A 14992-nucleotide genomic window follows, 5' to 3' on the forward strand; every position below is an offset into this window, starting at 1 on the left:
ATTATAAAAGGTTAGGAGGGAGCTTATGAAAATAAAGGGACTAAAGAAAATAAGAAAAACAGAAGCTTTGGGGATGTTTTTTATTATGGTAGGCTCAGCATTGAATTTTCCTGTTGCCATTTGGGCAGAAAATATAGAATCTCCTGAAGCCTGTGTTGTGACCACGGAAAGAGAAAATGAGCCTGAAGCGTCAGATAACGTAATGAAAAGCGGTATTTGTGGAGTCGCTGGAGATAATGTAAGATGGACTTTGGATGATAAGGGGATACTGACTATTAGCGGAAGCGGAGATGCTTTAGATTATGCAAGCGTCAGCGACGCACCGTGGGCGTTAAATGATGAAACTGTAGAATGCCCCATAATATCAATAGTAATTGACACGGGAGTAACAAATGTTGGTGCATATAGTTTTTCGGGGCATTCTTGTACTGATGTCAGGATTGCAGACAGTGTTATAAAAATTGGTTCAAATATATTTGAAACTTGGGATTCTATACAAACGATTTACTATCACGGCACACAAAAGCAATGGGAAGATAGTGTTCAGGTAGGTGAGAATAATACAGGATGGATAGAAAAGCTGACTTTCCATACTCATACAGCGGATTCGGCCTGGGAATCTGATAAAACCCATCATTGGCACAATTGTATAGATCCAGATTGTCCAACTACTGATATTCAGTGGAAGGACAGTTATGGACAGCACAAATGGGAGGCAGGAGGCTGTTTGGATTGTGGATTTCAATGCGAGCACGATGAGGGAAATGAAGAGTGGATAAAGACTGCTGTCAGCCATGAAAAGAGATGGAATTGCTGTGGTGCAGTGATCGTGGCTGAAGAGGTACATGAGTGGAACAGTGGAATTTGTGAAGAGTGCGGATATGTGTGTGAGCATACAGGCGGTTTGGCAAGCTGCACAGAACAAGCGATTTGCCAGACTTGTGGTGAGGCATATGGAGAATTAGCTTCACATGACTGGGAGGACGATTTTACAATTGACCAACCAGCAACTTGTACAGAAGATGGTGTCAAATCCATTCACTGTAAAAATTGCACAGCAACCAAGGATAGTGAAGTAATTCAGGCGTTAGACCATAATCTTGAAAAAATCGAGAAAGAAGAAGCAACCTGTACCGAGGGAGGCTACGAAGGATACTGGAGTTGTACGAATTGCCAGAAGCTTTTCGCAGATGAAGGAGGAACAACGGAAATCCTCAGTCCGGTAGAAATTCCAGCATATGGACATGCTTTAGAAAAGGCTGAGAAGAAGGAAGCAACCTGTACCGAGGGAGGCTACGAAAGCTATTGGAAGTGTAAAACCTGCCAGAAGCTTTTTGCAGACGAAGGAGGAACAACAGAAATCATCAGTCCGGTAGAAATCTCGGCACAAGGACATGCCTTAGAAAAGACAGAGAAAAAGGAAGCAACCTGTGTGGAACCCGGTTATGAAAGCTATTGGAAGTGTAAAACCTGCCAGAAGCTCTTTGCAGACGAAGGAGGAACAACGGAAATCCTCAGTCCGGTAGAAATCCCAGCATATGGACATGCCTTAGAAAAGACAGAGAGGAAAGAAGCAACCTGTACAGAGGGAGGCTATGAAAGCTATTGGAAGTGTAAAACCTGCCAGAAGCTCTTTGCAGACGAAGGAGGAACAACAGAAATCATCAGTCCGGTAGAAATTCCAGCACAAGGACATGCCTTAGAAAAGGCTGAGAAGAAGGAAGCGACCTGTACCGAGGGAGGCTGCGAAAGCTATTGGAAGTGTAAAACCTGCCAGAGGCTCTTTGCAGACGAAGGAGGAACAACAGAAATCCTCAGTCCGGTAGAAATTCCAGCACAAGGACATGCTTTAGAAAAGGCTGAGAAGAAGGAAGCGACCTGTACAGAGGGAGGCTACGAAAGCTATTGGAAGTGTAAAACCTGCCAGAAGCTCTTCGCAGACGAAGGAGGAACAACGGAAATCCTCAGTCCGGTAGAAATCCCAGCATATGGACATGCCTTAGAAAAGACAGAGAGGAAAGAAGCAACCTGTACAGAGGGAGGTTACGAAAGCTATTGGAAGTGTAAAACCTGCCAGAAGCTCTTCGCAGACGAAGGAGGAACAACGGAAATCCTCAGTCCGGTAGAAATCCCAGCATATGGACATGCCTTAGAAAAGACAGAGAAAAAGGAAGGAACCTGTGTGAAACCCGGTTATGAAAGCTATTGGAAGTGTAAAACCTGCCAGAAGCTCTTCGCAGATGAAGGAGGAACAACGGAAATCAGCGGAGCGATAGAAATCCCATCACAAGGACATGTTTTAGAAAAAACGGAGAGGAAAGAAGCGACCTGTACCGAGGGAGGCTACGAAAGCTATTGGAAGTGCAAAACCTGTCAGAAGCTCTTTGCAGATGAAGGGGGAATAACGGAAATCAGTGAGCCGATAAAAATTCCATCACAAGGACATGTTTTAGAAAAAACGGAGAGGAAAGAAGCGACCTGTACAGAGGGAGGCTACGAAAGCTATTGGAAGTGCAAAACCTGTCAGAAGCTCTTTGCAGATGAGGGGGGAACAACGGAAATCAGTGAGCCGATAAAAATTCCATCACAAGGACATGTTTTAGAAAAAACGGAGAGGAAAGAAGCGACCTGTACAGAGAGAGGCTACGAAAGCTATTGGAAGTGCAAAACCTGTCAGAAACTCTTTGCAGATGAAGGAGGAACAAAGGAAATCAGCAGTCCGGTAGAAATCTCAGCGCAAGGACATGCCTTAGAAAAGACAGAGAAGAAAGAAGCAACCTGTGTGGAACCCGGCTATGAAGAATACTACACATGTCGTGTATGTGGTAAATTATATCAGGACAAAGAGGGAATAAATGAAATTGGCAGTCTCGATACTATCAAGATTTCGGCAGAAGGTCATAAAGGCGGAGAGAACTGGTTGTTAAATGCTGACAAACACTGGAAAGAATGTGCTGTATGCCAGAAAAGAATAGAAGAAGCAGACCATATTTATGAGAATGAAAAGGATAGTGCTTGCAAAATTTGCGGGTATAAAAGAGCTATAAAATCCGAACCGCCGAGAATAATAGATGGATATAATGAAAAATGGCAAGTAAACTCCGGAAAAACGCTTTCCTTCTGTTCAAGTGCCCCATTTTCAGAGTTTATTAATGTAACAATTGATAACGAAGTTGTTAATGAAAATAATTATGACAAAAAAGAAGGAAGTACAATTATAACTTTGCATTCAGAATTTCTTTCTGCACTATCAGTTGGAGTACATACATTAAGTATTAATTCTGAAAGTGGTTCCGCAACCACCGGATTTGTCATTGAAAAAGCTCCGCTAGAGCCATCACCGACTGTAGAGCCATCACCAACGGATGCGCCTTCTATTGTTGCAGCTTCTTCGGTTGTAACTGCTACACCGACTCCGACTACAGCACCGGAAGAAACAAATACAAAAACAGGGGATGAAAGCAAAATAATAATCTGGATACTTGTATTGTTCTTGTCAGCAGAAGGAATACTAATAATACTTCAGAAATTCAAAAAGAAAACCAGATAAGTAATTCCTTTACCGGGCGGGTGCTCCCAGACGAGCCACCCGCCTATTGCTATGTATTAATTTAAACTTTTTCAGATTGAGTTTACTCTCTAAGTGTGCCATAATGAATACATACATATCGGTTCGGGAAAAATGCGGAGCAGCAGGAACCGGAGCGGTTTTATCATGGCTTTGTACTGGGACTGATGGTCGACCTTGCAGATAAATACAGAATTACCTCCAATCGGGAAAGCGGTCTGGGACGATACGATATCATGCTGGAGCCTTTGGAGGAAAATAAAAGAGCATACGTAATAGAGTTTAAAGTGCATAAAGCAAAGCGTGAAAAGAATCTGGAGGAAACTGCACAGAACGCTTTACAGCAGATTGTGGAAAGAAATTATGATGCGGAGCTTTTAACACGGGGAATTCGAAAAGAAGATATCAGGCATTTGGGATTTGCGTTTTCGGGAAAAACAGTGCTGATTGAGCAGGAATAAATTAGAAACGGGCAGCAGCTCTTAGTTGAGTTGCCTGCCCGTTGGTGTTATACATTATTTTTCTATTGCTATTTCCTGCCAGTATTCATACGGCAGCATATGATACATCTTTCTTACGGTAGTCCGTTGGCTGGCGTAGAGCTTAGCCAGTTTGCGCTTCTGGATGTAAAGGTCTTTAGGCATTTCTGCAAGGTCATAGGGGATCTTGTCATTTACATAATACTTTCCAAAAGAATAGAAAGCAGCACCGCAGTTTGTCTCTTTATAGGCTTTTTCTACAAGCTGGTGAGTCATCTGGTGGTGGTGATGACCGTACTCACCATCTGCATTGTGGGTGGCAACCTGCTTCCAATCTTTATAGTTCAGAACAGTGGCAATATCGGCTTCCATATCCTTTTTCCAGTAACTCCAGCTGCTGCGGTCTTTTCCGATTTTGTCAGGGTAGGAAAGAATCAGATATTTGTCCCCGGTAGCTTCCATTACGGATTTAAATTCTGCACTTCGAACCGGATCATTTCCCCGGGTCATGCACACTACCAGATAATCATCCTCAATCAAATGCCGTCCGCCCCAGAGCAGATCATCGTCCGGGTGCGCCACAAACATCACCTTGTCGTACCCGTCCAGATCAAGGGCATCCAGGTCGGCAGTTGTTACATGGGGCAGATTCAGATAAGGATAAAAAAGATAAAATTCATGTCCGGCAAAGGCAATCGCAGCCAGTATCACAATTGCAGCCAGCAGCCGTTTCCAGTGCCGCGCCAGCCAGGAAAGAATTCTGCCAGCGTTGGAACTGGCGGAAAAATGATTGTTCATGTAAGGTACTCCATTTCTGCTTTTATTAGTATGATATCAGTGTAAAAAGACCTTTTGGCATCTATATCATAACATTTATATAAACGAAATCAGATTTCATTATATTTCAAATAACTATCTTAATTATACTATATTCCCCATAAGTTACAAGGCGATGTTTGAAGTGCTCCAGCCATTTCAAAAAGATTAAGATAGCTTTTCCGAAGAAAGACTGTTATACTTAAGAAAGTACAATTTTTGAGGTAGCAGAATATGAGAAAAACGAATCTTGCATTTATAATTGGTTTTATTGTCTGCTTCGCGGCGGCGTATCGGGGGATGGTGTTTAGTCCGTCTTTTACCATGATGTATGTGGTTGCGGGGATGGGACTTTGCATTCTCGGGGAAATATTGGATATGGCGCAGGCAGGGAAAAGGTTTGGCAGCAGAGAACAGAAGCTGATTGGTTTGTTAAGCAGGATATTATACATATTCGGAATGTTCTGGGCGTTCCCTGCGGTAATTATTTATGCCACAGGCGATGACTGGATGAACGGCTGTATGCGTGCGGCAGCAGTTGGAAGCGTAGTGCTGTGTGGAATTTGGCTGGGATGGATGTGGAAAACCAGAGGAATTCAGGAAGCAGTGTGGGGAAAAGCTCTGGAATTGCTAGTTTCACTGGCAGCAGCACTGTTGGCTGTATTTTGCGGAATCAATAGTGTGGCGTTGATGCCTTATGGAATTGGGCTTTTGATTCTAACAATAGCACGGCTGAAAGAAAATAACGACAGTCTTATAAGAAAAATATTGTTCTGTCTGGGGCTGGTTTTGATAGCTGCATTGCCTGTTCTGCCAGCATTGGGAGGTATATTTTGAAAAAAATAGGTGGTCTATTAGCTGTTTGTATAACAGCGTCTTTAACTTTAAGCGGCTGCGGACTCTATGACATCGCAGACCTGTTTTCCGGTTTGGGGAAGGGGAGTGCGCAGTTGTATGTAAATGAAGAATTACAAATGCCAGTGGATGGGAAAGACACAATTCTCCCTGGTGCCGCGTGGCTTGACACAGACGGTAATTCCATCCAGGCCCACGGCGGCCAGATCCAGCTCATGTCAGTGCCAGACGGCAACGGCGGAAAAACAGAGAAATACGTATGGGTAGGCGAGGATAAGTCCTCCGGCCATTTCGGCAACGATGTGGCAGTCTACACATCCGATGACCTGTACCACTGGGAATTCCAGGGCGATGTCCTTCGGGCAGTGGAATCCCGGAAACAGCTGGAGGAAGATTCCTATTTCCAGGAACTTTACCAGGATTACAGCCAGGAAGAACTGGACGAAGTCTATAACTGCATCAACAAAAATACCGTAATCGAGCGCCCGAAAATGCTGTACAACGAGAAAACCGACAAATACGTAATCTGGTTTCACAGCGATGACAGCACTGAGAAAAATTCCTACAAATATGACGTAGGAATGGCAGGCGTAGCCATCAGCGACTCCCTCGCAGGTCCTTTTCGTTTCCTTGGAAGATACCGTCTCAGTCAGTGTCCAAAAGGCCAGATCGACTGTTTCCCCTCATCCAAAGGCGAAGCTCGAGACATGAACCTTTTCAAGGATGATGACGGAATCGCTTACATTGCCTACACCAGCGAAAACAACAAAACCATGTACATTTCCAAGCTGAATGAGGAATACACATACCTGTCCGCAGACCCGGAGGAGGCAGTTTACAAGGAAGATTTCATCCGCCTTTTCCCAGGCTCCATGCGGGAAGCTCCGGTTCTTTTCAAGGGAGAAAACGGGCGGTACTACTTTATGTCCTCCAGTACCACAGGATGGATGTCCAACCAGGCGCGGGTCTGGTCCGCAGATGAGATTTTCGGCGAATGGAAAAACGACGGAAACCCTTGCCTGGGAAAAGATGGAGACATTACCTTTGACACCCAGAGCACCTGCGTTTTCCAGACGAAATCCGGTCAGTGGATTTACTTCGGAGACCGCTGGAACAGCACGGATCTGGCAGATTCCAGATACATCTGGCTGCCTCTTGCTTTCAACGGCAATAAGGTAGAAATTCAGTGGGAATCAGAATTTATACTCCAATAAAGGTCCGAAGAGCAGATTTTGTTCATAAAGAATATCTTGCGGCATGCGGCCAATGAACAGAAATTATATATGAGAAAAATGATAAATTGCTGAAATATATGATATAAACAGGAACCCAAATTTGTTACAATCAATAATAGCAAACGATGGAAAGATGGAGGATGAACATGAAAGAACTTTTTTACGGAGCAGCATACTACGACGAATATATGCCATATGACCGCCTGGACAAAGATGTGGAAATGATGAAAAAAGCAGGGATCAACACTGTCCGGATTGCGGAGTCTACATGGAGTACCTGTGAGCCCCAGCCTGGAGTGTTTGATTTTTTCCATGTGGAAAGAGTGATGGACGCCATGGAGGCTGCGGGAATCAATGTGATTATCGGTACACCCACTTATGCGGTTCCCACCTGGATGGTGAAGGCGCATCCGGATGTGCTTGCAACCACTGTGAAAGGCCGTGGCATTTATGGCGCGCGCCAGATTATGGACATTACCCATCCGGTGTATCTTTTTTATGCGGAGCGTGTGATCCGTGAACTGATGAAACGCACTGCCCACAGGAAATGCGTCATCGGTTTTCAGCTGGACAATGAGACGAAATACTACGGAACTGCGGGCAAAAATGTGCAGGAGCAGTTTGTGAAATATCTTCGGGAAAAATTCCATGACGATCTGGATGCCCTGAATTACGAATTCGGACTGGATTATTGGAGCAACCGGATCAACGCCTGGGAGGATTTCCCGGATGTGCGCGGAACTATCAACGGAAGCCTTGGCGCGGAATTTGAGAAATTCCAGAGAACCCTGGTGGACAAATTTCTTAGCTGGCAGGCGGATATTGTAAATGAATACCGCAGAGAAGAACAGTTTGTTACCCATAATCTGGATTTTGAGTGGAGAGGATACTCCTATGGAATTCAGCCTTATGTAAATCATCTTCACGCTTCCCAGTGCCTGACCATTGCAGGAACAGATATTTATCATCCCACTCAGGACGAACTGACCGGAGCGGAAATTGCATTCGGCGGAGACCTGATCCGTTCCTTGAAACAGGACAATTACCTGGTGATCGAGACCGAAGCACAGGGTTTTCCGGGCTGGACACCTTATAAAGGTCAGCTGAGACTGCAGGCGTACAGCCATCTGGCATCCGGCGCAAACAGCGTGATGTATTGGCACTGGCATTCCATTCACAACTCTTTTGAGACATATTGGAAGGGGCTGCTCAGCCATGATTTCCAGGAGAATGCGTCATATAAGGAAGCCTGCACGATTGGAAATGAATTTGCCAAACTGGGAAGCCATCTGGTAAATCTGAAAAAGAAAAATGATGTGGCAGTGCTGGTGAGCAACGAAGCGCTTACAGCCCTGAACTGGTTCCGAATCCAGGAACAGGCGCCAGGCGCAGATGCGCAGAGCATTTATTATAATGATGTTATGCGCTGGATGTATGACACTTTGTATCGCATGAATGTAGAATGCGATTTCATATGGCCGGAATCTGAGAATCTGGATCAGTACAAGGCAATTGTGGTACCTGCCCTTTATGCGGCACCTGATGAGCTTCTCATACGGTTGAATCAGTATGTGGAAAATGGAGGAACCCTGATTGCATCCTTTAAAACTGCTTTTACCAACGAAAATGTAAAGGTAAGTCACCAGGTGCAGCCACATATTCTGAAAAACTGTCTCGGGGTACATTATGATCAGTTTACATTCCCCAAGAATGTAGGATTAACCGGGGAAATTATTTCAAAGAAAAACAGTTTGTCAGAAGCAAAGGTATTTATGGAGCTTCTGACTGCAGATGGGGCAGAAGTGCTGGCCTCTTATGAACACTACAACTGGAAAGACTACGCCGCTATTACCCGAAACCATTATGGAAAAGGTCAGGCCGTATACATTGGCTGCATGACAGATGAAGATACACTGAAGGCTGTCTATAAAGCCGTGCTTCCGGAAGCCGATGTGGAAATCCCAGAGTATCATTACCCAATCATTGTGCGAAAAGGTACCAATGATCTGGGAAAAACTATTCGTTATTTCCTGAATTATTCTGCTGTGGAGCTGGAAATGCCCTATGAGTATAAGAACGGCGAAGAACTGTTGGAAAACACATCCGTAGAAAAGGGTGCCGCCCTTCAAATGCCAGCGTGGGGCGTGAAAATTGTGGAAGAAGCATAAAAAGAAATCTTAAAAAAGTTCCGGCAAACGGTGGAAGGACATTGTTTGCCGGAATTTTTTTTCAAACACACTCTAGAGCCTGTTTGAAAAATCATTCCCGCAATCTGCACGCCCCACTTTGCGGTATATTTTGCCCGAATTCAGTTGCCGTAGCCCGCTACGGCGCCCTCATCTGGACAAAATCTCCCACAAATTGTGACGCACATCTTGCAGAAAGCCTTTTTCAAACATGCTCTAGTCTGCTTGTGGCTGATAGGAAAGCGGATAAAGGTTTAAATAATTTAATATACATAAAACGTGATTTTTGTGCTAAAATAGTAATGAAAAACGTGATAAAACTGCGAATAAAAGCTCAAAAAACGTGATTGACTTTTTGAAGGGGTGAGGTTATGTATTTTAAAAGAAAGGTAGACAGTTACTTAAGGCAGTGGAAGGAGAAAGAAAACAGACTTCCGCTAATCATTAAAGGTGCAAGACAGATTGGAAAGACAGAATCTATTATTCACTTTGCAGATGAGAATTATGAGAATGTGGTTTCTATAAATTTTGTGCTGGAGGGGCAGTATAAAACTATATTAAGTGACGGATATAGTGTGGAAAATATTATAAAAAATATATCCCTCATTGATCCTTCTAAAAAATTTATTGCAGGAAAAACTCTGATTGTGTTTGATGAATTGCAGGAATTTCCTGATATTTCCACTTCTTTGAAGTCTTTTAAGATGGATGGAAGATTTGATGTAATCTGCAGCGGCTCTTTGCTGGGAATTAATTATAAAAAAATTCACAGTAACAGTGTGGGATATAAAACAGATTATGAAATGTTCTCTATGGATTTTGAGGAATTTCTCTGGGCAAAAGGCTACTCAGATTTACACATCGAACAAATTCTGGAACATATGTGTTCTGGGAAGGTATTCTCTGAAACGGAATTGTCTGTTTATAAAAAACTGTTTCTTGAATATTGCGTGCTTGGGGGGATGCCCGCAGTTATCAGGCAATATATAGAAACGAACACCTTTTCCGATACATTGGAAATTCAACGTCAAATTCAACTAGATTATGAAGAGGATATTAGAAAATATGCAGAAGGATTAGACCAAACGAAAATTGCCAGTGTATACAGAAGTGTTCCGGTACAGCTGGCAAAAGAAAACAAAAAATTTCAGTTAAGTAAAATTGAGAAAAATGCAAGAAGCAGAGAGTATTCGGGCTGTATTGACTGGCTGAAGGATGCGGGAGTTGTTTCTGTGTGCTATTGTCTGGATTATCCAGAATTACCGTTAAAGGGAAATTATGATGAATTGAAATTTAAGCTGTACTATCCGGATACAGGACTGCTGATTGCGTCTTTGGACGAGGAAGCCCAAGAGGACTTACGGGCAAATAAAAATATGGGTGTTTACAAAGGCGCTTTATATGAAAACTTTGTTGCAGAGGCATTTCTGAAACAAGGTTTAGGACTATATTATTACAAAAAAGAAAATGCAACTTTAGAAGAAGACTTTTTTGTCAGAACGAAAGACGAACTGGTTCCAGTTGAAGTAAAGGCAAATAATAATCGTTCAAAATCTCTAAGAAAGCTGATTGACAATGAAAACTACAGTGATATTAAGTGGGGAATAAAACTGGCTGACAGTAATGTGGGCATAGAAAATGGAATTTATACATTTCCATATTTTTGCTCATTTTTGATTAAAAGATATCTGGCAAAAAGAGGTTAAATATAAGGGGGTACCGCACTGCTTAAAGTAATGCGGTACCCCTTTATTAAAGTTTAAATTCTCTTCAGTTCATAGCTTCTTGAACCAAGTCCAATCTTCTGTCCATGGTCCAGGGTTGCTTCCCATTCTACATTCGGATTAGAATCCATAAAGTGATTGTGGTGGCAATGCCATTCCGGTTTTGCAAGGTTGTCACCAAGCTGACTGTTGCGGATTGGCTCAGCTGCAAGACATGCGTCTACACAGGCCTGGTCAAGGGCAATGGGGTCGAAACTTGCGAACATTCCGATATCCGGAAGGATCGGAGCATCATTTTCACCGTGGCAGTCACAGTTCGGGCTGATGTCCTGAACCAGGGCAATATGGAAGCATGGGCGTCCGTGACAGACTGCCTGTGCATACTCTGTCATCTTGCGGCAAAGAAGCTCATTGGAATTGCTGTGTGGATTGTGGATGGCATCAAAGCTGCAGGCACCGATGCAGCGGCCGCAGCCCTTACATTTATCATAATCGATAACAGCTTTTTTCTCAGGATATGTAATTGCGTCACTTCCGCATTCTTTGGCACAGCGTTTACAGCCACGGCACAGCTCTTCATTGATGACTGGCTTACCGCTGGCGTGCTGAGCCATTTTTCCTGCACGGCTTCCGCAGCCCATTCCGATGTTCTTAATTGCGCCGCCAAAACCGGTTGCCTCATGACCCTTGAAATGGGTAAGACTGATGAATACATCAGCGTCCATAACAGCGCGGCCGATTTTTGCAGTAGGACAATATTCTGCATTTTCTACAGGAACATCCACATCATCAGTTCCTCGAAGTCCATCACCGATAATGATCTGACAGCCTGTGGTAACAGTATTGAACCCATTCAGATTAGCACAGTCCATGTGCTCCAGGGCGTTCTTACGGCTTCCCGGATAGAGGGTGTTACAGTCTGTAAGGAATGGCATTCCTCCAAGCTCTTTACAAAGATCTGCTACTACCTTTGCATAATTGGGGCGCAGGAAAGCAAGGTTTCCAAGTTCTCCGAAATGCATTTTGATGGCAACAAATTTACCATCCATGTCGATATTTTTGATTCCGGCTGCGATACATAATTTTTTCAGCTTGTCCAGCTGGCTTGTGCCAACCTTGCAGCGAAAATCAGTGAAATAAACAGTTGATTTTTCCATAATGTACCTCATTTCTGATTTTTATTTATCTTCATAATATTCTTTTAATTGCTTTAATGTCAAGCTGTTTTGATGCTGCCAGATTTTTTAATATGCTTTAAAAAAATTTCAGAACATCCTCAAGCTCTCTGCGCTTCGGCCGACTTGGCTCTTCATCTGCTTTTCCTACTGCAATAACAGCGACAATAGTCTCAGCTTCCGGGATGGAGAGCATTTCGCGAATCTTATCTGCATTGCGAAGGCCCATGATCAGGGTGGAAAGACCAAGCTCTGCAGCCTTCAGGATCAGATTTTCATTCTGAAGACCAAGATCATAGCAGCCCCAGCCATTACCGATTTCATTATCAGGTGTGCCGTCCTTCTGGAAGCCGGCGCGGTTATGTACGAAGGTAGTGACGATCAAAGCGGCATGCTCAGTTTTTATATGGTTATTAGCGTAACACAGACATTCCTTACGAAGCTTCTGCTTCATATCCTCTGATAAAACACAATAATAACGCCCTGTTTCAGTATTTTTCCATGATGGGGCTTCCAAGGCTGCCTTTATAAGCTGCTGGATCTGTTCTTTGGTAATATCCGTATTGGGACTGTATTTACGCACAGATCTTCTGTTCTCAATAAGTGTCTGAAATTCCATGAGAAAACCTCCTCAATCAAATTTTTTATTATTATGGCATTATTAAGAAGAAAAATCAATCAGTCAATTGAAAAAGTAATTATGAAAAGTATGGGGTTATTTCCATAACCAGAGTATTGACATTACTGACAAATTTGATGATAATAAGATTTGCTTTGTAAAGGTTACAGATGGAAAAGAGACCTTCTATTTAACTGTGAGATATAAGAACGGATACACTTTCTCCCCTGATAAGTATATAGAACCGTAGGAATTGCTTAACCAAATTAAGCAAGGAGGGAAAGGGGCAGAGCGTGATTCACGTAAGGAGTATAGCATGATTTGTGAATTAAAAGAAACAGACAGAGCCAGTGCCCTCTTTGCAGGCTGGCAGGATAGTGTAGTCTGGTCAGCGGTGCAGGGCGTAATGGGAAAAATATATGTGGATTCTCTAAAAAAGCCGGAGAGCGGTGCTGTTATGCTTGGAGATTTTTGTTTCCTGAGTGGAAGACCAAAATCGGAAGTCATTTTTGGAGTGCTGGAAAAAGGTGAATGCACAGAGCTGATTCTGGTGCCGCAAAACAATGACTGGGCACAAATGATCGAGAACTGCTATGGAGAGAAAGCTGAGAAAACTATTCGCTATGCAATTAAAAAAGAACCAGGGATTTTTGATCTTGTCAAGCTTCAAAAGGCGGCAAACAGCTTGTCTGCGGAATACGAAATGAAACTGATCGACAAAGAGCTTTTTGAGGCTTGCAGGATGACCTCCTGGAGTAAAGATCTGGCTGCGAATTATGAAAATTACAGCAAATATGAGAAATTTGGTCTTGGCGTGGTAATTTTAAAAAATGGTGAGATAGTAGCCGGAATTTCTTCCTATTCCGGTTATGGAAGGCGAATTAACGAAAATCTGGGTTATCATGGTGGGATTGAAATTGAAGTGGTAACCAGGGAAGATTACCGCAGAAAAGGACTGGCTTATATTGGGGCCGCACGGCTTCTGCTGGAGTGTGATAAGCGAGGGCTTTATCCAAACTGGGATGCAGCCAATAAAATGTCTGTTGGGCTGGCAGAGAAGCTGGGCTATCATTTCAGCCACGAGTATGTGGTTTATAAAGTGAAAAAGGAGAAACTATGACGGGATTTGAAAAGCTGGAAAACAGTTTAATAGATGTAATAAAGGAAGAACAGGCCAAGCTTGGATTCAAGGAGGAGAAGATTCATTTATATTATCCTCTGTCTTCCCTGAATCATTTCTTTTCTGCCAGGGACAGCGCAGATGAAATGGCTGCCAGATTATCACATATGCCGGAAGCGCTGGTAGAGAAGCTGGGGCAGGTGACTGCTACCCACAGAGGTGACCGCTTTTGCTTTTATATTCCGGAACCAGGCAGCGTGTATGTACATGAGAATATGAAAGAGAATGAGTTTATCAAGGTCCTTATCGAGCTGGTTCAGCAGCACGATTGTACGAAGGAGAAGCTGCTTAATCTGTTTGCGTCTTATTGGGAAAAAACAGAGTATCAGGATATGAATAACGGGGAGTTTGACTTTTATATCCGATTTGTGGATAAAGAGGACGATATGTATTATTATTGCTTTAAGGACGAAGGCTTTCACTTTATTTATCATAGATTTCTGCCGGAGGATTATGAGGAGTTCGGATTCTGACAGAGCAGATTTTCTGCGTATTTTCACAATTACATGTCCAAATGCATAGAAAAGTCTTCCTCACATAAACATATTATAAAATATGCTTGTGTGAGGGATTTTTTTATGATGAATTATCTTTGGGGCGGAATGCTTTTGCTTGGGGTGATTTACGGAGCATTTGCAGGAACCCTGGATGGGGTAACGGAAGCGATAATTAATTCGGCAAAGGAAGCCGTGAATCTGGTGATTGCAATTGCAGGAATCACAGCCTTTTGGACCGGTATTATGAAAATCGCAGAGCAGGCCGGGCTGGTGGAAAAGCTGGCAAGGAGAATCCAACCGCTTCTTCGCTTCCTCTTTCCGGAATTAAAGAATCAGGAGAAAGCCAATTATTATATTTCATTGAATTTTCTTTCTAATTTTCTTGGGCTGAGTCACGCAAGCACCAGCTCTGGATTGCTGGCATTTCAGGAATTGGACAGACTAAATGGTTACAGTACAATTGCCAGTAAATCCATGTGTACATTTCTGATTATCAATGTTTCCTCTCTTCAATTATTACCCATCAATATGATCGCTTATCGCGCTCAGTATGGCAGTCCGAATCCCGCTGCGATCGTAGGACCTGCCATTTTTGCCACCGGAATGAGTACGCTGGCAGCAGTGATATTTTGCAGGATTATGAATGGAAAGAAATAAA

The 14992-nt window shown here is 43.2% G+C and carries 12 protein-coding genes and 2 pseudogenes; 10 read left to right on the plus strand and 4 right to left on the minus strand.

The window, feature by feature from the left end; all coding sequences use genetic code 11:
• Window positions 1-25: 25 nt before the first annotated feature.
• Both H8S54_RS02020 and H8S54_RS02025 read left to right on the plus strand, forming a co-directional pair.
• A complete protein-coding gene (locus H8S54_RS02020; RefSeq protein WP_186900787.1) occupies window positions 26-3550 on the plus strand; it encodes a leucine-rich repeat protein in 3525 nt (1174 codons plus the stop codon).
• 107 nt (window positions 3551-3657) lie between these two features.
• Entirely contained in the window at window positions 3658-4029 is a 372-nt protein-coding gene (locus H8S54_RS02025; RefSeq protein WP_330600049.1) for a PD-(D/E)XK nuclease domain-containing protein, read from the plus strand.
• Between the two features lie 54 nt (window positions 4030-4083).
• On the opposite strand, the gene H8S54_RS02030 is transcribed toward H8S54_RS02025, so the two are convergent.
• Window positions 4084-4845, minus strand: a complete 762-nt coding sequence (locus H8S54_RS02030; RefSeq protein ID WP_186900788.1) for a PIG-L family deacetylase — start codon at window positions 4843-4845, stop codon at window positions 4084-4086.
• Window positions 4846-5097: 252 nt separating this feature from the next.
• Between H8S54_RS02030 and H8S54_RS02035 the strand changes: the two genes are divergently transcribed.
• The 3 genes from H8S54_RS02035 to H8S54_RS02045 all read left to right on the plus strand — a co-directional run bounded on the left by H8S54_RS02035 (window position 5098) and on the right by H8S54_RS02045 (window position 9121).
• Window positions 5098-5700: a hypothetical protein gene (locus H8S54_RS02035; protein WP_186900789.1), complete on the plus strand. Its 603-nt coding sequence runs from the start codon at window positions 5098-5100 to the stop codon at window positions 5698-5700.
• Window positions 5697-6932: a glycoside hydrolase family 43 protein gene (locus tag H8S54_RS02040; protein WP_186900790.1), complete on the plus strand. Its 1236-nt coding sequence runs from the start codon at window positions 5697-5699 to the stop codon at window positions 6930-6932. Before H8S54_RS02035 ends, H8S54_RS02040 begins: the two co-directional genes overlap by 4 nt.
• Before the next feature lie 167 nt (window positions 6933-7099).
• Window positions 7100-9121 (plus strand): beta-galactosidase, encoded by a 2022-nt coding sequence (locus H8S54_RS02045; RefSeq protein WP_186900791.1) that lies wholly within the window; start codon window positions 7100-7102, stop codon window positions 9119-9121.
• Here H8S54_RS02045 and H8S54_RS18735 read toward each other — a convergent pair.
• Window positions 9079-9327: pseudogene (locus tag H8S54_RS18735) on the minus strand (DUF6783 domain-containing protein). The gene H8S54_RS02045 and the pseudogene H8S54_RS18735 sit on opposite strands and share 43 nt — an antisense overlap.
• On the opposite strand from H8S54_RS18735, the pseudogene H8S54_RS18740 reads away from it, so the two are divergent.
• Both H8S54_RS18740 and H8S54_RS02050 read left to right on the plus strand, forming a co-directional pair.
• A pseudogene (locus H8S54_RS18740) lies at window positions 9265-9486 on the plus strand (DUF6783 domain-containing protein); the annotation flags it as partial. The pseudogenes H8S54_RS18735 and H8S54_RS18740 overlap by 63 nt on opposite strands.
• A gap of 24 nt (window positions 9487-9510) precedes the next feature.
• A complete protein-coding gene (locus tag H8S54_RS02050) occupies window positions 9511-10845 on the plus strand; it encodes an ATP-binding protein (protein WP_021924779.1) in 1335 nt (444 codons plus the stop codon).
• A 53-nt stretch (window positions 10846-10898) separates the two neighbouring features.
• Here H8S54_RS02050 and H8S54_RS02055 read toward each other — a convergent pair whose 3' ends face one another.
• Both H8S54_RS02055 and H8S54_RS02060 read right to left on the minus strand, forming a co-directional pair.
• Window positions 10899-12020, minus strand: a complete 1122-nt coding sequence (locus tag H8S54_RS02055) for a DUF362 domain-containing protein (protein WP_186900792.1) — start codon at window positions 12018-12020, stop codon at window positions 10899-10901.
• 97 nt (window positions 12021-12117) lie between these two features.
• A complete protein-coding gene (locus H8S54_RS02060; RefSeq protein WP_186900793.1) occupies window positions 12118-12657 on the minus strand; it encodes a nitroreductase family protein in 540 nt (179 codons plus the stop codon).
• Between the two features lie 316 nt (window positions 12658-12973).
• Between H8S54_RS02060 and H8S54_RS02065 the strand changes: the two genes are divergently transcribed.
• The 3 genes from H8S54_RS02065 to H8S54_RS02075 all read left to right on the plus strand — a co-directional run bounded on the left by H8S54_RS02065 (window position 12974) and on the right by H8S54_RS02075 (window position 14991).
• Window positions 12974-13777: a GNAT family N-acetyltransferase gene (locus H8S54_RS02065; protein WP_186900794.1), complete on the plus strand. Its 804-nt coding sequence runs from the start codon at window positions 12974-12976 to the stop codon at window positions 13775-13777.
• On the plus strand, window positions 13774-14310 hold the full coding sequence (locus tag H8S54_RS02070) for a DUF3877 family protein (protein WP_186900795.1): 537 nt from the start codon (window positions 13774-13776) through the stop codon (window positions 14308-14310). Before H8S54_RS02065 ends, H8S54_RS02070 begins: the two co-directional genes overlap by 4 nt.
• 105 nt (window positions 14311-14415) lie before the next feature.
• The gene (locus tag H8S54_RS02075) at window positions 14416-14991 is read left to right on the plus strand and encodes a nucleoside recognition protein (protein WP_186900796.1); all 576 of its coding nucleotides are present in this window, start codon (window positions 14416-14418) and stop codon (window positions 14989-14991) included.
• Window position 14992 lies beyond the last annotated feature (1 nt).

The sequence above is a fragment of the Blautia segnis genome (assembly GCF_014287535.1).
Taxonomy (GTDB): Bacteria; Bacillota; Clostridia; order Lachnospirales; family Lachnospiraceae; genus Blautia_A; species Blautia_A acetigignens.

Excerpts from the sequence above, each read along its gene's own strand:
- H8S54_RS02020 (WP_186900787.1), top strand. The coding sequence starts at position 26 with ATGAAAATAAAGGGACTAAAGAAAATAAGAAAAACAGAAGCTTTGGGG.
- H8S54_RS02030 (WP_186900788.1), bottom strand. The coding sequence starts at position 4,845 with ATGAACAATCATTTTTCCGCCAGTTCCAACGCTGGCAGAATTCTTTCC.
- H8S54_RS02035 (WP_186900789.1), top strand. The coding sequence starts at position 5,098 with ATGAGAAAAACGAATCTTGCATTTATAATTGGTTTTATTGTCTGCTTC.
- H8S54_RS02045 (WP_186900791.1), top strand. The coding sequence starts at position 7,100 with ATGAAAGAACTTTTTTACGGAGCAGCATACTACGACGAATATATGCCA.
- H8S54_RS02050 (WP_021924779.1), top strand. The coding sequence starts at position 9,511 with ATGTATTTTAAAAGAAAGGTAGACAGTTACTTAAGGCAGTGGAAGGAG.
- H8S54_RS02055 (WP_186900792.1), bottom strand. The coding sequence starts at position 12,020 with ATGGAAAAATCAACTGTTTATTTCACTGATTTTCGCTGCAAGGTTGGC.
- H8S54_RS02060 (WP_186900793.1), bottom strand. The coding sequence starts at position 12,657 with ATGGAATTTCAGACACTTATTGAGAACAGAAGATCTGTGCGTAAATAC.
- H8S54_RS02065 (WP_186900794.1), top strand. The coding sequence starts at position 12,974 with ATGATTTGTGAATTAAAAGAAACAGACAGAGCCAGTGCCCTCTTTGCA.
- H8S54_RS02070 (WP_186900795.1), top strand. The coding sequence starts at position 13,774 with ATGACGGGATTTGAAAAGCTGGAAAACAGTTTAATAGATGTAATAAAG.
- H8S54_RS02075 (WP_186900796.1), top strand. The coding sequence starts at position 14,416 with ATGATGAATTATCTTTGGGGCGGAATGCTTTTGCTTGGGGTGATTTAC.